The 23,390-nt window shown below is 72.2% G+C and carries 25 protein-coding genes; 8 read left to right on the forward strand and 17 right to left on the reverse strand.

Going from position 1 to position 23,390, the window contains the following annotated elements; translation table 11 throughout:
* The first annotated feature begins 67 nt into the window (after nt 1–67).
* Nucleotides 68–409: a hypothetical protein gene (locus C1A38_RS26350; RefSeq protein WP_102660408.1), complete on the forward strand. Its 342-nt coding sequence runs from the start codon at nt 68–70 to the stop codon at nt 407–409.
* Nucleotides 406–1,065: a nucleotidyl transferase AbiEii/AbiGii toxin family protein gene (locus tag C1A38_RS26355; RefSeq protein ID WP_353505539.1), complete on the forward strand. Its 660-nt coding sequence runs from the start codon at nt 406–408 to the stop codon at nt 1,063–1,065. The genes C1A38_RS26350 and C1A38_RS26355 overlap by 4 nt, the downstream gene beginning before the upstream one ends.
* Nucleotides 1,066–1,191: 126 nt before the next feature.
* On the opposite strand, the gene C1A38_RS26360 is transcribed toward C1A38_RS26355, so the two are convergent.
* Together C1A38_RS26360 and C1A38_RS26365 are read right to left on the reverse strand one after the other, a co-directional pair.
* The gene (locus tag C1A38_RS26360) at nt 1,192–2,094 is read right to left on the reverse strand and encodes an SDR family oxidoreductase (RefSeq protein ID WP_102660409.1); all 903 of its coding nucleotides are present in this window, start codon (nt 2,092–2,094) and stop codon (nt 1,192–1,194) included.
* A gap of 180 nt (nt 2,095–2,274) precedes the next feature.
* Nucleotides 2,275–3,408 carry a geranylgeranyl reductase family protein gene (locus C1A38_RS26365; RefSeq protein ID WP_102660410.1) on the reverse strand — a complete coding sequence of 378 codons (1,134 nt, stop codon included), beginning with the start codon at nt 3,406–3,408 and terminating at the stop codon, nt 2,275–2,277.
* A gap of 139 nt (nt 3,409–3,547) precedes the next feature.
* On the opposite strand from C1A38_RS26365, the gene C1A38_RS26370 reads away from it, so the two are divergent.
* Together C1A38_RS26370 and C1A38_RS26375 are read left to right on the forward strand one after the other, a co-directional pair.
* Nucleotides 3,548–3,784, forward strand: coding sequence for a hypothetical protein (locus C1A38_RS26370; RefSeq protein ID WP_013733942.1), 237 nt, complete (start codon nt 3,548–3,550; stop codon nt 3,782–3,784).
* Nucleotides 3,781–5,211 carry an MFS transporter gene (locus C1A38_RS26375; RefSeq protein ID WP_102660411.1) on the forward strand — a complete coding sequence of 477 codons (1,431 nt, stop codon included), beginning with the start codon at nt 3,781–3,783 and terminating at the stop codon, nt 5,209–5,211. The genes C1A38_RS26370 and C1A38_RS26375 overlap by 4 nt, the downstream gene beginning before the upstream one ends.
* 70 nt (nt 5,212–5,281) lie before the next feature.
* Here the strand turns inward: C1A38_RS26375 and C1A38_RS26380 are convergent, their stop codons facing one another.
* The 12 genes from C1A38_RS26380 to C1A38_RS26435 form a co-directional block, all read right to left on the reverse strand.
* Complete coding sequence (locus tag C1A38_RS26380; protein WP_102660412.1) at nt 5,282–5,980, reverse strand: hypothetical protein; 699 nt, start codon at nt 5,978–5,980, stop codon at nt 5,282–5,284.
* A gap of 233 nt (nt 5,981–6,213) precedes the next feature.
* Complete coding sequence (locus tag C1A38_RS26385; RefSeq protein WP_233197030.1) at nt 6,214–7,239, reverse strand: DUF3626 domain-containing protein; 1,026 nt, start codon at nt 7,237–7,239, stop codon at nt 6,214–6,216.
* Between the two features lie 189 nt (nt 7,240–7,428).
* Complete coding sequence (locus tag C1A38_RS26390) at nt 7,429–8,058, reverse strand: MBL fold metallo-hydrolase (protein ID WP_102660414.1); 630 nt, start codon at nt 8,056–8,058, stop codon at nt 7,429–7,431.
* On the reverse strand, nt 8,058–9,143 hold the full coding sequence (locus C1A38_RS26395; protein WP_102660415.1) for an S-(hydroxymethyl)mycothiol dehydrogenase: 1,086 nt from the start codon (nt 9,141–9,143) through the stop codon (nt 8,058–8,060). The genes C1A38_RS26390 and C1A38_RS26395 overlap by 1 nt, the downstream gene beginning before the upstream one ends.
* Nucleotides 9,140–10,546: an MFS transporter gene (locus tag C1A38_RS26400; protein ID WP_102660416.1), complete on the reverse strand. Its 1,407-nt coding sequence runs from the start codon at nt 10,544–10,546 to the stop codon at nt 9,140–9,142. Before C1A38_RS26400 ends, C1A38_RS26395 begins: the two co-directional genes overlap by 4 nt.
* Nucleotides 10,543–11,205: a GntR family transcriptional regulator gene (locus C1A38_RS26405; protein WP_102660417.1), complete on the reverse strand. Its 663-nt coding sequence runs from the start codon at nt 11,203–11,205 to the stop codon at nt 10,543–10,545. Before C1A38_RS26405 ends, C1A38_RS26400 begins: the two co-directional genes overlap by 4 nt.
* Nucleotides 11,206–11,273: 68 nt before the next feature.
* Complete coding sequence (locus C1A38_RS26410) at nt 11,274–12,179, reverse strand: alpha/beta fold hydrolase (protein WP_102660418.1); 906 nt, start codon at nt 12,177–12,179, stop codon at nt 11,274–11,276.
* Nucleotides 12,176–13,039, reverse strand: coding sequence for an SDR family NAD(P)-dependent oxidoreductase (locus tag C1A38_RS26415; protein WP_102660419.1), 864 nt, complete (start codon nt 13,037–13,039; stop codon nt 12,176–12,178). The genes C1A38_RS26410 and C1A38_RS26415 overlap by 4 nt, the downstream gene beginning before the upstream one ends.
* Nucleotides 13,032–14,516, reverse strand: a complete 1,485-nt coding sequence (locus C1A38_RS26420) for a flavin-containing monooxygenase (RefSeq protein WP_102660420.1) — start codon at nt 14,514–14,516, stop codon at nt 13,032–13,034. The genes C1A38_RS26415 and C1A38_RS26420 overlap by 8 nt, the downstream gene beginning before the upstream one ends.
* Before the next feature lie 97 nt (nt 14,517–14,613).
* A complete protein-coding gene (gene ygiD, locus C1A38_RS26425) occupies nt 14,614–15,480 on the reverse strand; it encodes a 4,5-DOPA-extradiol-dioxygenase (protein ID WP_233197028.1) in 867 nt (288 codons plus the stop codon).
* A 94-nt stretch (nt 15,481–15,574) separates the two neighbouring features.
* Nucleotides 15,575–16,177 carry an MBL fold metallo-hydrolase gene (locus C1A38_RS26430; RefSeq protein ID WP_102660421.1) on the reverse strand — a complete coding sequence of 201 codons (603 nt, stop codon included), beginning with the start codon at nt 16,175–16,177 and terminating at the stop codon, nt 15,575–15,577.
* Between the two features lie 10 nt (nt 16,178–16,187).
* On the reverse strand, nt 16,188–16,763 hold the full coding sequence (locus C1A38_RS26435) for a MarR family winged helix-turn-helix transcriptional regulator (protein ID WP_102660422.1): 576 nt from the start codon (nt 16,761–16,763) through the stop codon (nt 16,188–16,190).
* Nucleotides 16,764–16,858: 95 nt separating this feature from the next.
* On the opposite strand from C1A38_RS26435, the gene C1A38_RS26440 reads away from it, so the two are divergent.
* Nucleotides 16,859–17,746: an LLM class flavin-dependent oxidoreductase gene (locus C1A38_RS26440; RefSeq protein WP_102660423.1), complete on the forward strand. Its 888-nt coding sequence runs from the start codon at nt 16,859–16,861 to the stop codon at nt 17,744–17,746.
* Between the two features lie 73 nt (nt 17,747–17,819).
* Nucleotides 17,820–18,239: an archease gene (locus C1A38_RS26445; RefSeq protein ID WP_102660424.1), complete on the forward strand. Its 420-nt coding sequence runs from the start codon at nt 17,820–17,822 to the stop codon at nt 18,237–18,239.
* 11 nt (nt 18,240–18,250) lie between these two features.
* On the opposite strand, the gene C1A38_RS26450 is transcribed toward C1A38_RS26445, so the two are convergent.
* A complete protein-coding gene (locus C1A38_RS26450) occupies nt 18,251–19,669 on the reverse strand; it encodes an RtcB family protein (RefSeq protein ID WP_102660425.1) in 1,419 nt (472 codons plus the stop codon).
* Between the two features lie 209 nt (nt 19,670–19,878).
* On the opposite strand from C1A38_RS26450, the gene C1A38_RS26455 reads away from it, so the two are divergent.
* Nucleotides 19,879–20,382, forward strand: coding sequence for an anthrone oxygenase family protein (locus C1A38_RS26455; RefSeq protein WP_102660426.1), 504 nt, complete (start codon nt 19,879–19,881; stop codon nt 20,380–20,382).
* A 109-nt stretch (nt 20,383–20,491) separates the two neighbouring features.
* Nucleotides 20,492–21,403, forward strand: coding sequence for a pentapeptide repeat-containing protein (locus tag C1A38_RS26460; protein ID WP_233197029.1), 912 nt, complete (start codon nt 20,492–20,494; stop codon nt 21,401–21,403).
* 48 nt (nt 21,404–21,451) lie between these two features.
* On the opposite strand, the gene rnhA is transcribed toward C1A38_RS26460, so the two are convergent.
* Both rnhA and C1A38_RS26470 read right to left on the reverse strand, forming a co-directional pair.
* Entirely contained in the window at nt 21,452–21,919 is a 468-nt protein-coding gene (gene rnhA, locus C1A38_RS26465; RefSeq protein ID WP_102660427.1) for a ribonuclease HI, read from the reverse strand.
* Between the two features lie 96 nt (nt 21,920–22,015).
* The gene (locus C1A38_RS26470) at nt 22,016–23,263 is read right to left on the reverse strand and encodes a lycopene cyclase family protein (RefSeq protein WP_102660428.1); all 1,248 of its coding nucleotides are present in this window, start codon (nt 23,261–23,263) and stop codon (nt 22,016–22,018) included.
* Nucleotides 23,264–23,390: the final 127 nt, after the last annotated feature.

The raw sequence follows: 23,390 nt of genomic DNA on the forward strand, positions 1-23,390 counted from the left end.
GGGTGGATTTGGTGGGGGTGGGTTGGGGAGAGTCCGGTTCCGGGGGGTGTGGGGTTACCCTGGCAGGATGCAGGCCGTCTTCGGAGTGACGACCGGCGTGGCGCATCTCGCCCGGCCGGGGCGGCCCGCCGTGGTGGCCCGGACGTTGAGCGAGCTGCGTGGGCCCACCCGTGGGGTGGTGGAGCTGCCGGTACGACTGATGTGGTGCAGCGACCGCGCGTTCGATCTGGCCGACCCCGACCAGCTGCTCTGGATGTACGAGAACGTGCTGCGGGAGACCACCAGCGTCGATGACCTGCGTCGGTTGGTCAACGGGCGGACCCTGCCGCGGGTGTGGCGGCTGCTGAACCTGCCCCGGGGCGTACGCACCGCCTGGGAGAGTCGGCACCGGGGTCTGCGGTCGGCGTGATCACGCCCCATCCGCACGACTTCTACCGCGAGGTGGCCCGGGTCGCGTTGACAGTGGCCGGGCCGTACCGTTTCGTGCTCGGTGGCGGTGTCGCGTGGGCCGCGCACGGGCTGGTGACCCGCCCCACCGAGGACGTCGATCTCTTCGCCGACGTGGAGGGTGCCGCCGCTGCGGCGGCCGCCGGCGTACGCGACGCCCTGCGGGCGGCCGGGTTCGAGGTGACCGACGCGGACCCGGACAGCGACCTCGGCGACCTGTTCGAGGGCTTCCACGCGGACATGCGGGACTTCGTGGTCGCCCGGGACGGCCGGCAGATCCGGCTCAGTCTGGCCCGCCTCGACCGGCATCGCAGCCCGGTGGTGATGGACTTCGGGCCGGTGATGGACGTCCGCGACCTGATCGCCAACAAGACCGCGGCGCTGGTCAACCGGCGCGAGGTACGCGACTACATCGACGTGGCCGCCGCGCTGGCGGACCGGTCGGTGGCCGAACTGCTGGAGCTGGCCCGGCAGCTCGATCCCGCTCTGGACGACGAGGATGTCCGCGCCGCCGGCCGCTACCTGGACCGGATCCCCGACCGTCGCTTCGCCCGCTACGGTCTCGACACCGCCGACATCACCCGAGTCCGCCGGCAACTGGCAGCCTGGCCCCGCTGATCACAGGGTTGACCAGGAATGCTTCGCCCCGTCAGTGTGGCCCCGCCAACAAACCCCTTCAACACACGCGTTAACAAGGGGCCCCTCCTCTACCGCAGGCGTTAACAAGGGGCCCCTCCTTGCAGGTCATTTGGTGAAGCGACCGCCGGTGACGCCGAGCACCTCACCGGTGATGAAGCTCGACTCCTGCGAGGCGAAGAAGACGTACGCGGGTGCCAGCTCGGCGGGCTGGCCGGGGCGGCCGACCGGGGTGTCCGTACCGAACTGTTCGACCTTCTTCTCCGGCATGGTGGCCGGGATCAGGGGGGTCCAGATCGGGCCGGGGGCGACCGCGTTCACCCGGATGCCCTTGTCCACCAGGTCGGCGGCGAGGGACTTGGTGAAGTTCGCGATCCCGGCCTTGGTGGTGGCGTAGTCCAGCAGCTGCGGCGACGGGTCGAAGGCCTGGATCGACGAGGTGTTGATGATCGCTGAGCCCTCCTCCAGGTGCGGCAGGGCCGCCTTGCACAGCCAGAACATCGCGTACAGATTGGTCTTGAGCACCCGGTCGAACTGTTCGGTGCTGATTCCGGCGATGCCCTTGTCCTGCGCCATCTGGTAGGCGGCGTTGTTCACCAGGATGTCGATGCCGCCCAGGTCGGACAGTGCCCGGTCGATCAGCCCCTGGCAGGTGCTCTCGTCGGTGATGTCGCCGCGTACCGCGATGCCCTTGCGGCCGGCGGCCTCGATGAGCCGTACGGTGTCCTGTGCGTCGGCGTCCTCCTCCTCGCTCAGGTAGGAGATGAGCACGTCGGCGCCTTCGCGGGCGAAGGCGATCGCCACGGCCCGACCGATGCCGGAGTCACCGCCGGTGATCACCGCCTTCTTGCCGTCGAGTTTGCCGCTGCCGGTGTAGGTCTCCTCCCCGTGGTCGGGCTTCGGGTTCATGTCCCCCGTTCGTCCCGGCGGCGTCTGCTGCTGGGCGGGCTGTCCCGACTGCTGGCCGTACTGCTCGGTGGGGTCCTGCTGGGTGTGCTGGTCCTGGCTCACGGGGGTCTCCTCGTGCGGGTCGCTGGGATCCGGTCCCCGATGGCCCTACCCCCACCAGCGGTGCGGAAACAGCGGACTGCGCCGTAGATCATCACCGCTAAAGCATCCTAGGATCCTGGGTGGCAGGTGGCGGCGCCATCGGCGGGGCGGGGGTGCCGCCACCGGCGATGAGGATCGGGATCAGCGGGGGTGCGGCAGCCGGGCGGCCAGCGCCAGGGCGGTGCGGACGGGCAGCGCCTCGACCAGTTGACCGAAGTCGGACCGGCCCAGGCAGAACCGGGTGAACGCCCGCCAGCCGGGCGGTGTGCCCAGCGTCAGGTGGAAGAACTCCGGTCGCTGGGCGAAGACCTCCCGCAACCGGTGCCCGGCCCGGATGGCCGGCACCAGCCGCTGCTGCACCGCGTGTTCGTAGCCGGCCAGGTCGGCGTCGGCGACCGCTGCACCGGCCAGTTCCCCGGAGCGCAACGCGAAGCTGATCCCCTCCCGGCTCCAGGGTTCCAGCAGGCCGGCGGCATCCCCGGCGACCAGGACCCGACCCCGACGCAACGGTGAGTCCTCGGCGCGGCAGCGGGTCAGGTGCCCGGTGTCGTGCACCGGTGACACCCCGGCCAGGCCGAGCCGGTCGACGAAGCGGCGCAGGTAATCCCGGGTGCGCTCCCCGTCGCCCCGGCCGGCGATCACACCGACGCTGAGCCGGTCGGATTTGGGAAACACCCAGGCGTACGAGCCGGGCAGCGGGCCCCAGTCGAGCAGCATCCGACGCCGCCACCGGGCCTGCTGCTGCGGCGACACCGGCAATTCCAGTTCCAACCCCAGATCCACCTGCCGGTAACGCACCCCGACGTGGCGGGCACTGACCCCCGACGAGCCGTCCGCACCGACGACAGTGCGCGCCAGGACCGTGGCACCGTCGGCAAGCCGCAGGCGTACGCCGTCGGGGGTCTGATCCACGGCGCGGACCGTGACCCGCTCGCGGACCTCGGCCCCGGCGGCCACCGCGGCGGCGCGCAGCCGGTCGTCGAACTCGTCCCGACGCACCATCCGCACCAGGGCACCCGAGCGGTGCCGTCGGGTGAACGACCGACGGCCGTCCAAAGTGAAGGTGACCTCGTCGACCGCGTCGTGCACGGGCACGTCGATGCGGTTGGCGGCGGCCGCGAACGAGATGCCTGTCAACCCGCCGCCGCAGGTCTTGTAACGCGGGTGCGTGGCGCGTTCGAGGACAAGCGTGCGGACGCCGCGCCGGGCGGCGGCGAAAGCGGCCGACAGGCCGGCCGGCCCACCGCCGATCACTGCGAGTTCCCAGACGGTCACCGCAGTAGCGTAGAGCAGGGTGGGCCACCACGCGGGGAGGCCGATCCACGCGCCGTCGCCGGTGCATTTTCGGCCTCGCAGGGGGTAACCGCGCGGCGCAGACCGCCTGGGTGGGCGGGTGGAGCGTGAGGAGGGCACCATGCAGCAGGTGCAGCTGTCGGACGTCGAGGTTCGGGTGTACGACGCGGTGGCGGCGCTGGAGGCACGCGGACAGGTCCCGTACCCGGACTCGATCGCCCAGGAGTGCGGACTGACCGAGGAGCAGTTGCAGACGCCACTGCACCTGCTCACCGAGAAGAACCTGCTGCACCGGGAGGACTCCCCGATGGCCGGGTTGGACTTCGGTCCCCGGTTCTGCGCCCAGCAACTGGCGTGACGGACGCCGCCCGAGCGGCACCTGAGTCCTACGACGGGCGACGACGGTGGCAGGCCCTCGGCGTCGGGTTGGTCGCGGCGTTCATGACGCTGCTGGACATCAGCATCGTCAACGTGGCCATCCCGTCGCTGGACCGGGGGTTGGACGCCAGCCCGGCGGACCTGCAGTGGGTGCTGTCCGGGTACGCGTTGGCCTTCGGGTTGGTGCTGGTGCCCGCCGGTCGCTTCGGTGACGTGCACGGCCGCCGCAACGCCTTCGTCTTCGGCATCGCGCTGTTCACGGCGACCAGCGCGGTGGCCGGCCTGGCCCAGTCCGCCACCTGGCTGGTCCTCGCCCGGCTGCTCCAGGGCGCCGCCGCCGGGGTGGTGAATCCGCAGGTGACCGGGATGATCCAGCAGCTTTTCCAGGGTCCGGAACGGGCCCGACCGTTCGGCCTGCTCGGTGCCACCATCGGCATCTCCACCGCGATCGGTCCGCTGCTCGGCGGTGTGCTGATCGCCGCGGGCGGCCCGGAACACGGCTGGCGGTGGGTCTTCTTCGTCAACGTCCCGGTGGGGATTCTCGCGATGGTCCTCGGCTGGCGGCTGATCCCGCACCGGCCGGTGGGCCAGACCGTCCACCGCCGCGCGGACCCGGTGGGCGTCCTGCTGCTCGGCGTGGGTGTGACGCTGCTGCTGCTGCCGATGGTGCAACGGGAGCAGTGGCACGGCCCGGCCAAGTGGCTGCTGCTGCCCGCCGGCCTGATCACGCTTGTCGGCTTCACGCTCTGGGAGCGCAGGTACGCCCGGCAGGGTCCCCCACTGTTCGACGTGGGCCTGTTCCGGGTCCAGTCGTACGCCCTCGGCGCGCTGATCGCCCTGAGCTACTTCGGCGGCTTCACCGCGATCTTCTTCATCTTCACCCTCTACCTGCAGACCGGGCTCGGCTACAGCGCCCTCGTCGCCGGTCTGGCCATCACCCCGTTCGCGCTCGGCTCGGCCGTCGCGTCGGCGATCGGTGGTCGGATCGTCAACCGGTTCGGTCGGCCGCTGGTCGCCACCGGGCTGCTCGCCGTGGTGGTCGGGCTCGGTCTGGTGGCGTTGGCCATCGAGGTGGCGCCGCACGCCCCGGTGCCGTGGGTGACCGCCGCTCCCCTGCTGCTCGCCGGGATCGGCAGTGGTCTGGTGATCGCCCCGAACCAGACGTTGACCCTCTCCGAGGTGCCGGTGCCGCAGGCGGGCAGCGGGGCGGGGATGCTGCAGACCGGTCAACGCATCGGCTCGGCGGCCGGCATCGCCGCCGTGGGCGCGGTCTTCTTCTCGACCGTGGGCAGCGACAACGACTGGTCGAAGGCGTTCGAGCGGTCGCTGCTGGTGTCGGCCGGGATCATCGCGTTGGCCCTGCTGGTCGCCTTCGTCGACATCTTCCGCCACCGTCGGCCCGCCTGAGGCTGCGGGCCCGCGGCAGAAGAAACCGAAACGGCCGGCCCCGGAATCCGGGACCGGCCGTTTCGAAAACTCACCAGAGCTGGGAGACGATGTCCGCCGCCTGCTCCTCCCACTGCGCGTAGTGGAACGGGTAGGCCGACACCTGCACCGTCTGCGCCGCGGCGGTCAACGGCATGTCACGCCAACCGTTGACGTTCTTCAACGCCTGGAAGAAGGCGTTCGAGGAGTACTCGGGATCGGTGATCTGCGTTTCGGTGCCCCAGCCGCTGGACGGACGCTGCTGGAACAGCCCCTGCGAGTCGTGGTCGTTGTACGCGCCCAGGTGGCCGAGGTTGTACAGCTTCGACTCCTGCAGGGCGGTGGCGATGCCGATCACCGCGCCCCGCTCGCCGACGCCGGTCTTCTTGGCCACCTCGATGATGGTCTTGGCGTTCTCCCGTTGGGCGCCGTCCAGCGGCACACGCGACTGCGCGCCCTGGACGCCGTGCGGGATCAGCTCCCCACGGGTCGGCTTGCCGGCGGACGGCTTGTCGGTACGGCCACCGGTGGTCAGCGCCGACTCGACAGTGGTGCCGGTGGTCTCCCGACCGGTGGCCTTGTCGATCGCGGCCACGGCACCCTCGTGCGGGCCGGTGGTGAGTGGTGCGGCGACGGCCGTCGGGCCGAAGGCCAGTCCGGCGAGGGCGGTGACGCCCACCACGCTCAGCGTGGTCTTGCGATTCGGGTTCGTCGCGATGGCCGGGAGCCATCGAGTGAAGTCGAACTTCACGATGGTTGCCCTTTCGATCGTTACGAGCCGCTCGGGGTTGAGCCGCTCTCGGGGGACGGTCGCTGGCAGGGGTTTGGATGCCAGCGTCTCGGGGGACACAACCCGGCCGACGTGTCGGGCATTTCCAGAAATAGCCTGAACGCGGAGGGTGAGACGCTGCTCACGCCCCGGATCGGGCGGACGCTCCGAGCCGGCACGAACCAGACACTGATGCGGATCGGGTGGCGAACCGGTCAGTCGGCAGGCGTACCGAACCGCACCAGCACGTGCCAGAGCTGCTTGAGGTGTTGCCGTGTGTCGGTGATCGGGCCTCGGTCGGCCCAGCGGGCCGGGTCGGTGACGACCGAGGCGGCGGCCCGACCGATCAGGGCGGCGGTGAGCGGTTCGCCGGGTCGGGCGAACTCGGCGTACACCCGGGCGGCCAGCGGCACCATCGCCGGCCCCCGGAAGTCGGCGTCGACCTGGTCCACCGGCAGGGCGAAGCCGGCGTGCCAGCGCAGCCGGAAGCCGTACCGCCGGGCGGCCGTGGCGAGGTCCGCACCGACGGCGGTGTCCCGGAACGAGGGATCGGCGAGGAGTTCCTGCACGTCGCGACCCAGGTGCAGCTCGCCGTGCACCTGCGCCTCGACGTAGTCGTCAAGGGCCCGACCGGCGGCTGCCGCGAGGTCCTCGCGGCGGCGCAGCAGGTGCGCGGTGAGGTCGACCAGGTTCATGCCGGGGCGGCCCAGGCAGACGCCGGTGTCCACCGTCGCGGCGAGCAGCGCGGCCAACACCGGCTCGAACACTTCGGCGGTGCCGACGTCGCGGGGACCCAGGTGGCTGTCGCCGAAGCAGAACGTGGTGCGGTGCCGCACCTCGGGCCGCAACCGCAGGTGGCAGGAGCCGAACCGGACAGCGGCGCCGTCCGGGTGGTCGAGCAGGTTCAGGCCGCCGTACTTCGGCCGCTCCGCCGGGCGCACGCCCGGTCGCTGGTACGCCCCGCCGAACATCTGCTGCTCCCACCGGTCCCGGTCGCCCCCCGGGTACGCGGTCAGCCCGCCGTTGGAGATGCCGGTCTCGAACTGGCTGCGGTAGACGCCTTCGGTGGCGAGGGCCTGCGCGACCGACCGGCCGTCGGCGAGCAGCCGGTCGGGGTGGAAGTTGAGGGTGATCCGGCCGGCGCGGCCGATCGCCGCGACGAGGTGCGCCGGGTCGGCGCGTACCCCGGTGAGCAGTCGACCGATGGTGGCCCGCGCGTCCGGGCGGTCGCGCAGCGCCACGGTCCGCACGTGCCGCAGCGCGTGGCGCTGGGCCGGGGTCAACGTCGGTGGTGGGCCGGGCTGGCGTGGGGCGACACCGGCGGCGGGCGGAACCGCCGCCGGTGCGCGTTCACAATCGGGTACGGACGACACGGCGACAGGGTCGCCCGACTCCCGCCACCGACGCATCACATTTGTCGGCGGCGCAGGTCAGTGCCCCCGGGCCAGCCACTGCGGCAGCTGCGGCGCTTCGGCACCGATGGTGCTGCTGTCGCCGTGACCGGGGTGCACCACGGTCTGCGGCGGCAGGGTGAGCAACCGGTCGCGGATCGAGTCGATGATGGTGCCGAAGTCGCTGTAGGAGCGGCCGGTGGCACCGGGTCCGCCGGCGAACAGGGTGTCGCCGGTGAAGACGACCTCCTGGGCGGCGTCGTGCAGGCAGCACGCGCCGGGGCTGTGCCCGGGGGTGTGCAGCACGGTCAGCGTGCTGCCGCCGACCTCGATCCGCTGGCCGTCGTGCAGCTCGCCGCCCGGCGGCTCGTCGGGGTGCACCATGTCCCACAGCACCCGGTCGGCGGGGTGCAGCAGCACCGGCGCGCCGGTGGCGCGGGACAGCTGCGGGGCGACCCGGACGTGGTCGTCGTGGGCGTGGGTGGCGACGATCGCGGTGACCCGACGACCGGCCACCACCTTGCAGATGGCGTCCACGTCGTGCGGGGCGTCGATGACGACGCACTCGCTGTCGTCGCCGACGACCCAGACGTTGTTGTCGACGTCGAAGGTCTGCCCGTCGAGGGAGAAGGTGCCGGAGGTGACGGCGTGGTCGATGCGGGCGGTCATCAGAAGACCACCACCGAGCGCAGCACGTCGCCGTGGTGCATCCGGGCGAACGCCTCCTCGACCCCGTCGAGGCTGATCTCCTCGGTGACGAAGGCGTCCAGGTCGAGGCGGCCCTGCAGGTAGAGCTCGGTGAGCATGGGGAAGTCGCGGCTGGGCAGGCAGTCGCCGTACCAGCTGGACTTGAGGGCCCCGCCCCGGCCGAAGACGTCCAGCAGCGGCAGCTCAACACGCATCTCGGGGGTGGGTACGCCGACCAGCACGACGGTGCCGGCCAGGTCACGGGCGTAGAAGGCCTGCTTCCAGGTCTCCGGTCGACCGACCGCGTCGATCACCACGTCGGCGCCGAACCCGCCGGTGGCGGCCTGGATCTCGGCCACCGGGTCGGCCTCGGAAGCGTTCACGGTGTGGGTGGCGCCGAACTTGCGGGCCCAGTCGAGCTTGCGGGAGTCGGTGTCCACCGCGACGATCGTGGTCGCGCCGGCCAGCACCGCACCGGCGATCGCCGCGTCGCCGACACCGCCGCAGCCGATCACCGCCACCGAGTCACCGCGGGTCACCCCGCCGGTGTTCATCGCCGCGCCGAGCCCCGCCATCACACCGCAGCCGAGCAGCCCCACGGCGGCGGGCCGGGCGGCCGGGTCCACCTTGGTGCACTGGCCGGCGTGCACGAGCGTCTTCTCGGCGAACGCGCCGATGCCCAGTGCCGGGTTGAGTTCGGTGCCGTCGGTCAGGGTCATCTTCTGAGCGGCGTTGTGGGTGGCGAAGCAGTACCACGGGCGGCCCCGCCGGCAGGCCCGACACACACCGCAGACCGCCCGCCAGTTCAGCACCACGAAGTCGCCGGGGGCGATCGCGTCGACCCCCGCACCGACCTGCTCGACGATGCCGGCGGCCTCGTGCCCGAGCAGGAACGGGTAGTCGTCGTTGATGCCGCCCTCGCGGTAGTGCAGGTCGGTGTGGCAGACCCCGCAGGACTGCACCCGTACCACCGCCTCACCGGGCCCGGGGTCCGGCACCACGATGTCGGTCACCTCGACCGGAGCGCCCTTGCTGCGCGAGATGACTCCCCTGACCTGCTGGCTCACGCTTTCCTCCTCATCCGCGCCGGCGCGGCGCGCCGCCGTGCTGCGGCTTCGCCGGAGAACCGACGGCGCCGACGATCATTCCCGGAGGCGAACCTACCGCCGCGACCACCGATCGGCACAGTGTCCGGGCGGCCGACCGGCAGGTCCGGCCCGTCGTGCTGGCGTCGGGCGGCGTTACGCCACCGCAGCACCTGCACCACACCCACCGCCCACAGTACGTACTGCAGGGCGAAGGCCCAGCGGTATGCGTCGAGACCGGGGACGGTCTGCCCGGTCGGGGTGGCCACGTCGAGCACTACGCCGATGGCGAGCACCAGGGCGATCGCCGCGACGAAGCCACCGACGTTGACGATCCCGGTGGCGCTGCCCATGCGGTTGACCGGGTTGAAGGTGCGCGCGAAGTCGAAGCCGATGAGGGCACCGGGGCCGTTGAGGGCCAGCACCAGCGCGAGGACGACCAGCAGCCAGCCGGGGGCGCGTCCGGGCCAGAGCAGCACCACCGCCCAGGTCGCCGCGGTCATCCCGTTGATGGTGAAGACCAGCACCGAACGGTGTCGCGGGAACCGGCCGCACAGGTACGCGACCGTCGGCCCAGTGACCAGCATGCCCAGGGTCAGCACGGTCAGCAGCGTGGCCGCCGCGGTGGGGGCCAGTCCCTGCCCCTGCACCAGGAACGGGAAGCCCCACAGCAGCGCGAACACGCTGCCGGAGAACCCGGTGACGAAGTGCGTCCACAGCCCGAGGCGGGTGCCCGGGGCGGCCCAGGCGGCGGCGAGCAGCCCGCGCGGCGGCGGCGCGGCGGCCACTGTCACCCGGTGCGGGCTGTCCCGGATCGCGGCGACGGCCACCAGCAGGATCACCGTGGACACTGCGGCGGCGGTCAGGAAGGCGGTGGTCCAGCCGGTGTGTTCCAGCAGCAGCACGAGCGGGACGGCACCGATAACCGCGCCGAGTTGCCCGAGCGTGCCGGTCAACTGCACGAGCATCGGGTTGCGGCGGCCCGGGAACCAGTACGCGACGATCCGCAGCACGCTGATGAAGGTCATCGCGTCGCCGAGACCGACCAGGACGCGAGCCGCCACGGCCAGGCGTACGTCGGTGGCGAGGGCGAAGCAGAGTTGACCGGCGACCATCAGGGCGCCACCGGTGATCAGGAGGCGGCGGGAGCCGTACCTGTCGAGCAGCATGCCGACGGGCACCTGCATCACCGCGTACACGGCGAGTTGGGCGACGGTGAAGGTGGCAAGCGTCGCGGCGCTGATCTCGAAGCGGTGGGACGCCTCCACCCCGGTCACGCCGAGCGAACTGCGGTGGAACACCGACGCGACGTACGCGCTCAGGGCCACGCCCCAGACCAGCAGCGCCTGCCGGCGCGGTACGGGTGCCGGGTCGGCCAGGCTCACCGCAGGCCCCGCAGCGCGCGGGCGGCGTTGTCGATGTGGCTGGCCACGGTGGCCAGCCACGGTCCGGGGTCGTCGGCGTCGAGGGCGGCCAACTGCGCGGCGTGGTCGGTCAGCGCCATGTCGGCCCAGCGGGGCGAGAGCCGGAAGGTCGTCTCGCCCATCCGCAGTTGCCGGTCACGCAGCCGCTGGTACAACTCGGCGAGGATCTCGTTGCCGGCGGCGTCCACGACTGTGGCGTGGAACGCCCGGTCGGCGGCCATCAGGGCGGTCAGGTCACCGGCGGCGTGCGCGGCGCGCATCTCGGCCAGCCGGGCGGCCAGGTCGGCGCGGATCTCGGCGCGCCGCGGCCAGATCTGCTCGGCGGCGTGCACCTCGACCAGCCGGCGGGCCTCGATGACGTCGGTGATCTCGCGGGCCGAGACCGGCAGGATCAGCGCCCCGCGCTTGGGATAGAGCCGGACCAGTCCTTCGGTCTCCAGCCGCAGCAACGCCTCCCGCACCGGAGTACGCGACACCCCGGTCGCCTCGGCGATCTCGCCCTCGCTGACCAACGACCCACCGGGATGGACCTGTTCCAGGATGGCCCGCTTCAGGTGGCGGTAGGCGCGTTCGGCGGCCGAGGGCGCGACGGTACGACCGACCGGCGAGGGATGCGTCATGTATCTATGATGCGCCTCAAGTCTTTCGGCAGCTCCGGTGGGGTCCTGGCGTTCGTCGGATGCGCCGGCTACGGCCGCGGGTCGTCCTGCTGGTGCCGTCGCGCGTCGTCCTGTTGGTGCTGTCGCCACCCGGGCGTCGTGGCCCAGAACTCCCGCACCACCTCGCTGAACTCCTCGGCACGCTCGACCTGCGGCAGGTGTCCACAGCCGGCGAACACCCGGGTACGGGCGTGCGGCAGCAGCGTACGCGCCGCGGCCAGGTGCGCCGGCGGCAGGATCCGGTCGTCGTCGCCCCAGACCACCAGGGTCGGCAGGCCGAGTCCGGCCAACCGGCCGAGCAAATCGTCGCGCCAGGGCTGCCGGATGCCGCGCACCGTGCCGAGACCACGTGCGGTCTCCAGCACCACCCGGGCGGCGTACGGGTGGCGGGCCACCGCCAGGGCGTGCCCGATCCGTTCGGGGCTGGCCAGCGTCGGGTCGTGGAACAGCGCCCGCTCGGCGCGACCGGCCGTGTGACGGCTGGGCCGCAGCAGCAGCCGGCCCAGGCCGGGCAGGGTGAGCAGCCGCAGCGCCAGGGTCACCTCGCGGCCGAAACCCGCGCTGGCGACCAGGGTGAGGGAGGCGACCCGGGTCGGCCGGGTGACCGCGTAACCCATGGCGACGGCGCCGCCGAGTGAGTTGCCCACCAGATGCACCGGCTCGTCGACGCCGGCCGCGTCCAGGTAGGCGCCGACGAACCGGGCCAGCGCCGGCAGGGTGTACGGCTGGGCCATCGGCAACGATCCGCCGTGGCCCGGCAGGTCGACGCTGTGCACCCGGTACCGGTCGGCCAGCAGGTCATGCTGTTCGGTGAAGTCCCGCAGCGTACGCCCGATGCCGTGCAGCAACAGCACCGGCGGCCCGGCGCCGTCGACGCGGTGATGGACCCGCCGCCCGTCGACGGTGAGGTGCCGGAACCGGGCGGGGATGCTCACCCTTGCGCGGGGGTACGGGGGCGGGACTCGGCGCGGCGGGTCTCGGCGCGGCCGAGGGCGGCCAGCAGGTGACCGTGAGCGGCCGGCGCGACCCGGACCAGCAGGTCGGGAAGGCGGGCCGACCAGCCGATCAGCACCCGACCACGGCGGCGGGCGACACCCCGCAGGATGGCCTCGGCGGCGGTCGCCGGGTCGATGGTGAGCAGCCGTTCGAAACGCCGCCGGCCATCCTCGAACTGGACCCGGTCCACCCCGCTGCCCACCCGCGCGTCGCGGGCGATGCGGGTCCGCACCCCACCCGGATGCACGCAGGTCACGCCGATGCCGTCGGCGGCGAGTTCGTGTCGCAGCGCCTCGGTGAAGCCGCGCACCGCGAACTTGCTGGCCGAGTAGGCGACCTGACCCGCCGGGGCGATCAACCCGAACAGGCTGCTGACGGCGACCAGGTGCGCGCCGGGTTCGGCCTTGAGCGCCGGCAACAACGCGTGGGTCAGCTGCGCCACCGCCCGGAAGTTCACCTCGACAACCCAGCTGAACTCGTCGAAGGTCACCTCGTCGAAGCGCCCTCCGAGGGCCACCCCGGCGTTGTTGACGAGCAGTCGGATCCTCGGGTGCCGGGCGCGGATCTGCTCGGCGACGGCGGCGGTGGCCTGCGCGTCGGCCAGATCGACCTGGTACGTCTGCACCGCCCGTCCGGTGGCACGCAGCGCGGCGGCCACCGCGTCGAGGCCGTCGGCGTCGCGGTCGAGCAGGACGAGGTCGCTGCCGCGTCGGGCCAGCCCGTGGGCCAGGGCCGCGCCGATGCCACCGGCCGCGCCGGTGACGACGGCGGTGCCGCCGGTGAAGTCGAACTTACGCATCGACAGACCTCCGTAGTGCCGAGTCGGCCCGACTGAATCGGACCCCGGGATCGGTGAGCCGCCCGAACCGCAGCAGCAGCAGATCGCGCAGGTAGTTCTGGCGCACCCGCCACGGTGCCCGATGACCCTGCCGGGGCAGCCGGTCGACGCCCCGGCGCACGTACCCGGAGGTGAGCCCGACCAGCGGCGCCCGGCGGTCGTCGGGCGGGGCCAGCGGGGTGATCACCTGCGTGCCGGTGCGGTCCAGGTGCCGCAGCAGCCGGCACACGTACTCGGCGACCAGGTCGGTCCGCAGCGTCCAGGAGGCGTTGGTGTAGCCGAAGGCCAACGCGAAGTTCGGCACCCCGGAGAGCAACGTCCCCTTGTACGCGACGGTCTGCGCCACGTCGACGTCGACGCCGTCCACCCGCAGCGTCATCCCGCCGAGCAGGAGCAGGTCGAGCCCGGTGGCGGTGACCACCACGTCGGCCGGCAGGTGGACACCGGAGGTCAGCTGGATGCCGTCGGTGGTGAACCGGTCGATGGTGTCGGTGACCACGGTGGCCCGCCCGGCGGACACCGCGGCGAACAGGTCCCCGTCGGGATCCACACACAACCGTTGATCCCAGGGGTCGTAGCGGGGGTTGAAGTGGCGGTCGACGTCGTAGCCGGCCGGCAGTCTGCGGGCCGTTCGCCGGCGCAGCGCCCGCCGCACCAGCCCGGGCGCCAACCGGCTGAGCTGGTAGATGGCGGTGACCAGCAGGATGCTCTTCCAGCGGATCAGCGGGTACGCGAGCCGCGCCGGCAACCGGCGGCGCAGCGTGTCGGCGAACGCATCGTCGCTGGAGTGTGCCAGCACGTAGGTGGGTGAGCGTTGCAGCATGGTCACCTCGGCGGCCTGCCGGGCCAGCGCCGGGACCAGGGTGATGGCGGTGGCGCCACTGCCGATCACCACCACCCGACGGTCGCGCAGGTCGAGGTCGGCGGGCCAGTGCTGCGGATGCACGATCCGGCCGGTGAACCGCTCCTGCCCGGTGAACTGCGGGGCGTACCCGGCGTCGTAGCGGTAGTAGCCGGTGCAGGCGTACAGGAAGGCGCAGGTGAGGGTGAGTGTCTCGGCGGTGTCGTCGCGGCGGACCAGCACCGTCCACCGGGCCTGCGTGCTGTCCCAGTCCGCCCGCAGCACCCGGTGCCGCAACCGGATGTGTCGGGTGACGTCGTGCTCGTCGGCGGTACGACGCAGGTAGTCGAGGATCGTCGCGCCCTCGGCGATCACCTTCGGGGCCTGCCACGGGGCGAACGAGTAGCCGAAGGTGATCATGTCGGAGTCGGAGCGTACGCCCGGATAGCGGAACAGGTCCCAGGTGCCGCCGACCTCGTCGCGGGCCTCCAGCACGGCGAACGTCTTGTCCGGGCAGTGCCGGCGCAACTGGCAGGCCGCGCCGATGCCGGACAGCCCGGCGCCCACGATGAGCACGTCGACGTGGTCCGGGGCCATCTGATCTTCCTCCAGGTACGCGAGACGCTGCCTGGGGACCCTATCCGGTGGGGTGGACCAGCGCGGCCTGGCGGGCGTCGGTGACCAGGGCTGCGGCTCAGATGTTCGCGGAGTCCGGCGGCACCGCCTCCGGCAGGGTGGGGGCACCGGCGAGCGGTTCGGTGGCCCGGCCGGGCAGACCCAGGGTGTACGCGGTCATCGACAGCGACCCGTAGGCGTACCCGTCCACCAGCACCTCGGTGCCCTCCCCGGTCGCCCCGGCCAGGCCGGCCAGGTAGAGCAGCGGGATGAAGTGGTCCGGTGTCGGCACGGCGAGGCCGAAGTCGCGGTGGGCGTCGAGGCGGCCGGCCTCGGTCGGGTCGTCCAGCATGGTCGCCTTGGCCGCCTCGTCGAAGCGTTGCGCCCAGTCGAAGCCCTGGTCGACAAGTCGACGGTCGACGCCACCGAGGTTGTGCACCACGTTTCCGCTGGCCACCACCAGCACCCCACGCTCGCGCAGCGGGGCGAGCTTCGCGCCCAGTTCAAGGTGGTAGTCCAGGCCCTTGAAGGCGTTGATGCTCAGTTGCACGACCGGGATGTCCGCCTCGGGGAAGGCGTGCACCAGCACCGACCAGGTGCCGTGGTCGATGCCCCAGGAGTCGACGTCGGCGCCCACCCAGGTCGGGTGCACCACGTCACTGACCTCCTCGGCCAGCTCGGGCAGGCCCGGTGCCGGATAGCGGACGTCGAACAACTCCTGCGGGAAGCCGTAGAAGTCGTGGATCGTCTTCGGGCGCGGCATCGCGGTGACCGCGGTGGCACCGATGTACCAGTGGGCGGAGACCACCAGGATCGCCCGGGGTCGGGGCACCGACCGGCCGAAGGCCCGCCACGCAGCGGTGTACCGGTTGACCTCGAGGGCGTTCATCGGGCTGCCGTGGCCGAAGAACACGGCCGGCATCGTGGACACGGTGTCGTCGCTCATCGCACGTCTCCTGCTGTGGCGGTGGCCCGAGCGTATCCGGCTCGCCCGGCAGCCGGCGGGCCTGCGCCGATCCCGTACGCGACCGGGGGTGCCCTCAGGCGGTCTCGCCCGGGGCGAGATACCGGTAACCGGGGACGGTCTCGGTGAACCAGCCGTTGACGCTGGCCAGGCCCCGGTCGTTGAGCTGGGCGTCGTGGATCGGGAACACCTCGGTCGCGCCGACCGCGGTGGCGAAGTCGATCGCCTCGGTGAGCTTGAGCCAGGATGCCTGTGCCGGGACCAGCAGGGTGCGCACCGGCCGACCCGGCAGGTGCAGCGAGTCGCCCGGGTGGTAGACCGCGTCGCCGACGAGATAGCCGAGGTTGACGCAGTCGGGTTGCCCACCGTGGATGGTGGCGTGCCGTCCACCGACGGCGGTCACCTCGAACCCGGCGGCGGTGAACCGTTGCCCCGGCCGTACCCGGGTCACCGGCAGGCGGGCCAGGTCCGGCAGCACGGCGCCCTCCGGTACGAAGACCGGCACGCCCAGACCGGCCAGCCGCAGCACGTCGACGTGATCGGTGTGTTCGTGGCTGACCAGCACGGCGTCCGCGCCGGCCAGGGCTCGCGGCTCACTCCACGTGCCGGGGTCGATGACCAGCACCGCGCCGTCCAGTTCGAGCCGGACGCAGGAGTGGGTGTACTTGGTTGTCCGCACCCGATGCAGGCTACGGCTCGGCGGTGCGGCGGGTGGTCCCGCTGCGCGTGGCGCGGGTCGCCGGGCGGCGACGTGACGGTGGCGGGTCCGCCACCACCTCGGCCACCGCACACAGGTCGGTCAACGGGTCGGCCTGCTGCGCCGCGCACGCCGCCCGACGCAGCAGGCCCCGCAGGGTGGCGGCCTCCTCGTCGGTCAACGCCGACATCAGGCGTGTCTCGACGTCCCGCAACGCCTCCCGCCGCTGCCGGGCCGCCGCCCGACCGGCGTCGGTGACGACGACCAGTCGGCTGCGCCGGTCGGCCGGGTCGGGACGACGCGACAGCAGCCCGTCGCGCTCCAGGTCGTCGATCAGGTACGTCAGCACGGTGCGGTCGATGCCCAACTCCTCGGCGATCGCGCCCTGGTTACGAGCCGGGTCCCGGTCGGCGGCGACGAGCACCTGGTAGCCGCGTGGCCCGCCGGGCAGGTCACCGACGGTGTGCTCGGCACCACGCAGGTGGGCCCGGAAGAGGACGCCGAGCATCCACCCGAAGTCGTCCCTGATCGGGTCGGTGTGGATGTCGTCGCCGTGGGGACCGCTCATGCCCCCAGGTTAGCCCAGATCACAGATTTTATTGAGCACACATGTTCTATCCGGCATAGCATTGGCGGTCTCCGCTCTCAGGAAGGACGACCGCGATGAGCGACTACGGACACGACCTGATCTTCGGCTCGTTCCTGACCCCCGGCAGCGCCGACGCGACGCAGCCGGTCCGGCTCGCCGTGCTCTCCGAGCAGGTCGGGCTCGACCTGGTCACCTTCCAGGACCATCCCTACCAGCCCGCGTACCTGGACACCTGGACACTGATGAGCTTCGTCGCCGCCCGGACCAGCCGGGTACGCCTGGCCGCGAACGTGACAAACCTGCCGCTGCGTCCACCCGCGGTGCTGGCACGCAGCATCGCCAGCCTGGACCTGCTCAGCGGCGGCCGTACGGAGCTCGGCCTGGGAGCCGGAGGGTTCTGGGACGCCATCGAGTCCATGGGCGGGCGACACCTCTCCCCCGGGCAGTCGGTACGGGCGTTGGAGGAGGCGATCGAGATCATCCGCCAGGTCTGGGACGCCGGTGCACGGGGCGGCGTGCGGGTCGACGGCGAGTTCCACCGGGTGATCGGGGCCAAACGCGGACCGGCCCCCGCCCACGACGTACCGGTCTGGGTCGGGGCGTACAAGCCACGGATGCAGGCGCTGACCGGACGCCTGGCCGACGGCTGGCTGCCGTCACTGCCCTACCTGCAGCCCGGTGACCTGGCCAAGGGCAACGCCGTCATCGACGAGGCCGCCACCGCCGCCGGCCGCTCCCCCACCGACGTACGCCGGCTGCTCAACATCAGCGGACGGTTCACCGAGACCGGCAGCGGCCCGCTGCAGGGCCCGGCCGAGCAGTGGGCCGAGGAGCTGGCCGACCTCGCCCTGACCGAGGGCGTCAGCGCCTTCATCCTGGCCAGCGACGACCCCGACGACCTGCGACGGTTCGCCGCCGAGGTGGCACCGGCCACCCGGGAGCTGGTCGCCGCCGAACGGTGATCGCCCTGCGACGGCCCGACCCGTCGGTGAGAGCGGTCACCGCGCCGACCCGCCGGGCGGCATCATTCGGGGCATGGGGCCAGCACGCGGGCACCGGTTGGTGCCGCACACCGCCGACGTCCGCATCGAGGCGTGGGCACCGGACCGGGCCGGCTGCCTGACCGAGGCGGTCGCCGCGATGGTCGAGTCGTTCGCCGACCTCGCCGGTGCCCGACTCCACGCCGAACGGGAGTTCCGCCCGCCACCGGCCGCCGACGAGGACCTGCTGGTCGCCGTCCTCGACGAGGTGATCTACCGGATGGAGACGGCGGACGAACTGCCGCTGGTCACCGAGATCACCGACGACGAGGGTGGCCTGCGGGTGCGCTGGGGCGTCACCGGCACCGGCGAGGTGGAGCTGACCGGCGCGGTGCCGAAGGCGGTCTCCCTGCACGAGCTGCGCTTCGGCGGCGACGACCTGGGCTGGTGCGGTGCGGTGACCCTGGACGTGTGAACGGCTGCGCCTCAGCCCTTGACCACGCCCAACGGCACCAGCCGGGCCACCTTGCGGCACAACCCGGCGCCCTCGGCCGCCTCGACGACAGCCGAGACGTCCTTGTACGCCGCCGGCATCTCCTCGGCCAGACCGCGCCGCGACGCCCCGCGTACCACGATGTCCCGGGCCTCCAGTTCGGCGCGCGGATCCCCGCCCACACCCGCGGCGACCGCCTGCTTGCGGCTGCGCACCCGCCCCGCGCCGTGGCAGGTGGAGGCGAACGCGGGCGAGTCCGCCACCCCCGTCAGCACGTACGAGCCGGTGCCCATCGAGCCGGGGATGAGCACCGGCTGACCGACGTCCCGCAACTCCTGCGGCAGGTCGGGATGGCCGGGCGGCAGGGCCCGGGTGGCGCCCTTGCGGTGGACGCACAACCGCCGCACCGCGCCGTCGACCACATGCTCCTCGATCTTGGCGAGGTTGTGCGAGACGTCGTAGACCAGGTCGAGCCGCCGGCCCGTCTCCCGCTCGAAGATCCGGCCGGTCGCGTGGGCGAGCAACTGCCGGTTGGCCCGCGCGTAGTTCGCCGCGGCGGCCATCGCGCCCAGATACGTCCGACCGGCCGACGAGGCGACCGGAGCACAGGCCAACTGCCGATCCGGCACCTGGATGCCGTGGCTGCCCATCACCTGCTCCATGGCCCGTACGTGATCGGTGCAGATCTGGTGGCCGAGCCCCCGCGAACCGCAGTGGATCATCACGCAGACCTGGTCGCGGCGCAGCCCGAACGCCTCGGCCACCGACTCGTCGTACACCTGGTCGACGGCCTGGACCTCCAGGAAGTGGTTACCGGAGCCGAGGCTGCCGACCTGGTGCGCGCCGCGCTCGATCGCCCGCTCGCTGACCTGCGCCGGGTCCGCGTCGTGCACCGCGCCGTAGTCCTCGCAGCGGAGCAGGTCCCGCTCGACCCCGAAGCCACGCTGCACGGCGTACCGGGACCCACCGCGCAGCACCGCGTTCAACTCGTCGCGGCTGGTGAGCTGCCACACCGCGCCACTGCCCATACCGCGTGGGGTGGCCGCGCTCAGCGCGTCCATCACCGCCTCCAGCCGAGGCCGCAGCTCGTCGCGGTCCAGGTCGGCGGCGAGCAGCCGGACCCCGCAGGAGATGTCGAAGCCGACCCCGCCGGGCGAGACCACCCCGCCGGCCGCGACGTCGGTGGCCGCCACCCCGCCGATCGGAAATCCGTAACCCCAGTGCAGATCGGGCATCGCGTACGAGGCGCCGACGATGCCGGGCAGGGTGGCGACGTTTGCCACCTGCTCCAGCGACCGGTCGGCCACCGGGTCCGGCAGCAACGCGCGGGACGCGAAGATCACCCCCGGGACCCGCATCGGATCACGCCGGTCGATCCGGAAACGGTACGGCGACTCCTCGACCAGCTCCATCCGCGGCGGCTACCCACGCTCGTGGTGCCTACACCTACCCGCGCATCAGGGCACGGGTACGCCCAGCGACGTGCCGGCCCGGCGCCGTCGTACGTCGAAAGGCGACCCGGATCCGGGTCCGTGGACGGCAGGCGAGCACCGTCGGCGCACCTACCGTTGGCCGCGCACCAGATGGAGCGTGCCCGTCCGGGCACCGATGGGAGGATGCGATGCGCGGCAAACTCATCTGGATCGCCCTCGTCGGCCTGACCTGGGCGGCCATGATGTCGTTCGGTGGGGTGGCAGCCGAGACGGTCATGCTCTACCCGAACATCTTCCAGGACCCGCCGGCCTCGCTGGAGCGGGCCCGCGAGTTCCTCGCCGTCAGCGGCCCCAGCGACTACTTTCCCCCGCTGGGCGCCTCGGTGGTGCTGCTGAGCGTCGCCGCGACGGTGCTCACCTGGCGTCAGCGCGGTCTGCGATGGTGGATCGCCGCCGCGACAGTGGTCTTCGTCGCCTGCGAGTTCCTGTTCTCGGTGGTCTTCTTCTGGCCTCGTAACGAGATCATGTTCGTCGATCCGGCCGGCACCCACTCACCGGAGTACCTGCGCCAGGTCGCCGACGAGTTCGTCGCCGGGCACTGGGTACGACTCGCCGGTGGGGCGGTGACCGCCGCACTGTCCTTCACCGCTCTCCTCCGCTGGGCCCGTACCGACCAGCGACAGGTCCCCTGATCGACGCCGATGCCCGCAGCTCGACCGGCGCCCGGCCGGTGGTCGGCCGGGCTGACCGGGCGGCAACAATGAGTGCCGGCGGCGGATCAGCGAGAAAGAGGCGGGCAAGGTGTCGGAGATGACCGGAACCGCAGGCGTGACCGGACGCACCGGTGCGGGGCGCGTCGCCCTCGGCGGTGGTGCGGTGGAGGGCGGGCTGCGCGCCGACTGTGCCCGCTGCTTCGGTCTCTGCTGCGTCGCCCCCGCGTTCGCCGCGTCCGCCGACTTCGCGCACGACAAACCCGCCGGCCAGCCGTGCCGCAACCTGCGTACCGACTTCGGCTGCGGCATCCACCCCGAGCTACGCGAGCGCGGCTTCGCCGGGTGCACCGTCTTCGACTGCTTCGGCGCGGGCCAGCGGGTGGCCCAGCAGACCTTCGGTGGCCGGGACTGGCGTACCGCGCCGGAACACGCCGGTCAGATGTTCGACGTCTTCGCGGTGATGCGGTCGCTGCACGAACTGCTCTGGTACCTGACCGAGGCACTGCGGTTGCGGCCACCGGCCGACCTGGTCGCGCAACTGTCCGCCGCACTGACCGAGACCGACACGTTGGCCTCGGGCAGCGCGCAGGACCTGCTCGCCCTCGACGTCGACGGGCACCGCGCGAAGCTCAACGTGCTGTTGTCGCGTACCGCCGAACTGGCCCGCACCCGCGGCGGGGCCGCCGGTGCCGACCACCGGGGTGCCGTGCTCGTCGGCCGGGACCTGCGCCGGGTCGACCTGCGTCGGGCGAACCTGCGCGGCGCGACGCTCATCGGGGCGGACCTGCGCGGTGCCGACCTGACCCGCGCCGACCTGACCGGTGCCGATCTGCGCGGGGCGGACCTGCGGGGCGCGGATCTGTCCGACGCCCTGTTCCTGCATCAGGCTCAGCTCGACGCGGCCCGCGGTGACCGGCAGACCCGCCTACCGGTCCGGCTCGGTCGGCCCGCCCACTGGTCGGCCCTGCCGCTGACCCCCCGCCGCACCCGACGACGCTGACCACCTCCGACGCCGTGTCGGTGCGTCGGTCGCCTGGCCACGAAGGTGTCACACGGTGGCGGATCGCGCCTCGGTCATGCCCTGGTTGGCCAGGGCGTCGGCCCGCTCGTTCTCCGGATGTCCGTTGTGGCCCTTGACCCACAGCCAGGTCACCCGGTGCCGGGCGCAGGCCGCCTCCAACTGCTGCCACAGGTCGGCGTTCTTCACCGGCTGCCTGGCCGCGGTCAACCAGCCGTTGCGTTTCCAGGACGCCAACCAACTGGTGATGCCGTTGCGCACGTACGTGCTGTCGGTGTGCAACTCGACGGTGACCGGCCGGGTCAGGCTCTCCAGAGCCTTGATGGCGGCGGTCAACTCCATCCGGTTGTTTGTGGTCGGGGTGGCCTCCCCGCCGCAGATCTCCCGCTCGTGGGTGCCGTAGCGCAACACCGCACCCCAGCCACCCGGGCCGGGGTTTCCGCTGCACGCGCCGTCGGTCCAGATCTGCACGACCCGACCGGCCGCCTCGTCCACCATGCCACCAAACCTACCGAAGCCACCTGCACCGACCGACCACCGGCCACGCGAGCCCGGCGCGAACCCTGGACCCGCGACCCACCCTCGCCCGTGGGCTCAGGGATCCGAACCGACGACCGGCGGGGGCACCCGCCAGACCGGCCGCCGTGACGGTACGACCCGGTCGCGAAGTCGACAGGCGGCATCACCCACCGCTGCGGCGGCCATCGACGGCAGCCGGGTCGAGTTCATCACCGCCAGGTCCTCCGCCACGCTCGTGGCACCGTCGAGGAACCGCAGCACCCGCGACGCCGGATTACTGTCGAACAACCGGGCGAAGAACGCGGGACCGCCGACCAGGTCACGGTCCAGGGCCCGCAGCGCGACCGCATCCATCCAGCGATGCCGACGAGGGTACGCCGGACCCGGCACCGGTGGCCGCCCGGCAGCCAGCGCCCGGGCCACCTGGTCGGCCTGCCGGTACATGGCCGCGAAGGTGAACCCGGTGGACGGGCGGGTCGCACCGCCAGCAGTACCCAGGCGTACCACCCGAGGTGACGGGCGGGCGACGAACGGCCCGTCGGTCATCGGGATGACCCCGTTCTCCACCTCGCCCACGGTGAACCGGGCCGGGTCCAGGCCGAGCAGGTCACAGTAGCCGCCGAGAGCACGGTCGTACGCCGCCCCGGTGAGCAGGTGCGGTGAGAACTCGGTGTACTCGACCAACGCGTACCGGCTGCTGACCGGCAGCACGTACCCGAAGGACACCCCACGGGTCGGCTGCGGCGTACGAAAATCCATCAACACGGCACGGGTCGGATCGAACAACGGGCGGTCCGCCGCCAGCCACCACCCGCGGAAATGCTGCAACCAGTTCGTCCGCCCGGGCCGCTCCGGTGGTCGGGGTCGCGAGTCCAGCACCCAGCCGGCCCGCAGCACCGGCCCATCGGTGCCACCCACCAGCACCCCATCACCATGATCGGTCACCGTGTCGGCGCTGGCGACCACGCGGGTCACGCCCAGCAGTCGCTCCGCCTCGGCCGCCCGGTCATAGATCGGTGACGACCGCAGCATCGCGTACCGCAACGGAGCGACGTCAAGGACGCGCTGCCTCTCGGCGGTGACCACCTCGACCCGCGACCAACTCGCGCTGAGCAACTCGTCCAGGTCGTTGCCGGGCCGGTCCCAGAACGCCCAGGTCCGGTCCTGACCGCGCCGGTGCACCGGATCGACCACAGCAACACGCAGGTCGCGTACGCCATGCCGGGCCAGGGCGGCGAGCACCAGCGAAGCCGCCCCACCACCACCGAGCAGGGCGAGGTCGACCTCCAACGGCACAGAACCCACCCGGCCACGCTGCCACACCCTCCGAACTGTGCACCCTTTGGGGCTCTGGGGTGCCTTGTTGTGGGGTGGTTGCGGTGGGGCTGGGGCGATCGTGCCCGGCTTCGGGCGGTCAGGCTTGATCCCTACGCCGGGCACGGTCGCCCCA

It is taken from the genome of Verrucosispora sp. ts21 (genome assembly GCF_002879555.1).
Lineage (GTDB): Bacteria > Actinomycetota > Actinomycetes > Mycobacteriales > Micromonosporaceae > Micromonospora > Micromonospora gifhornensis.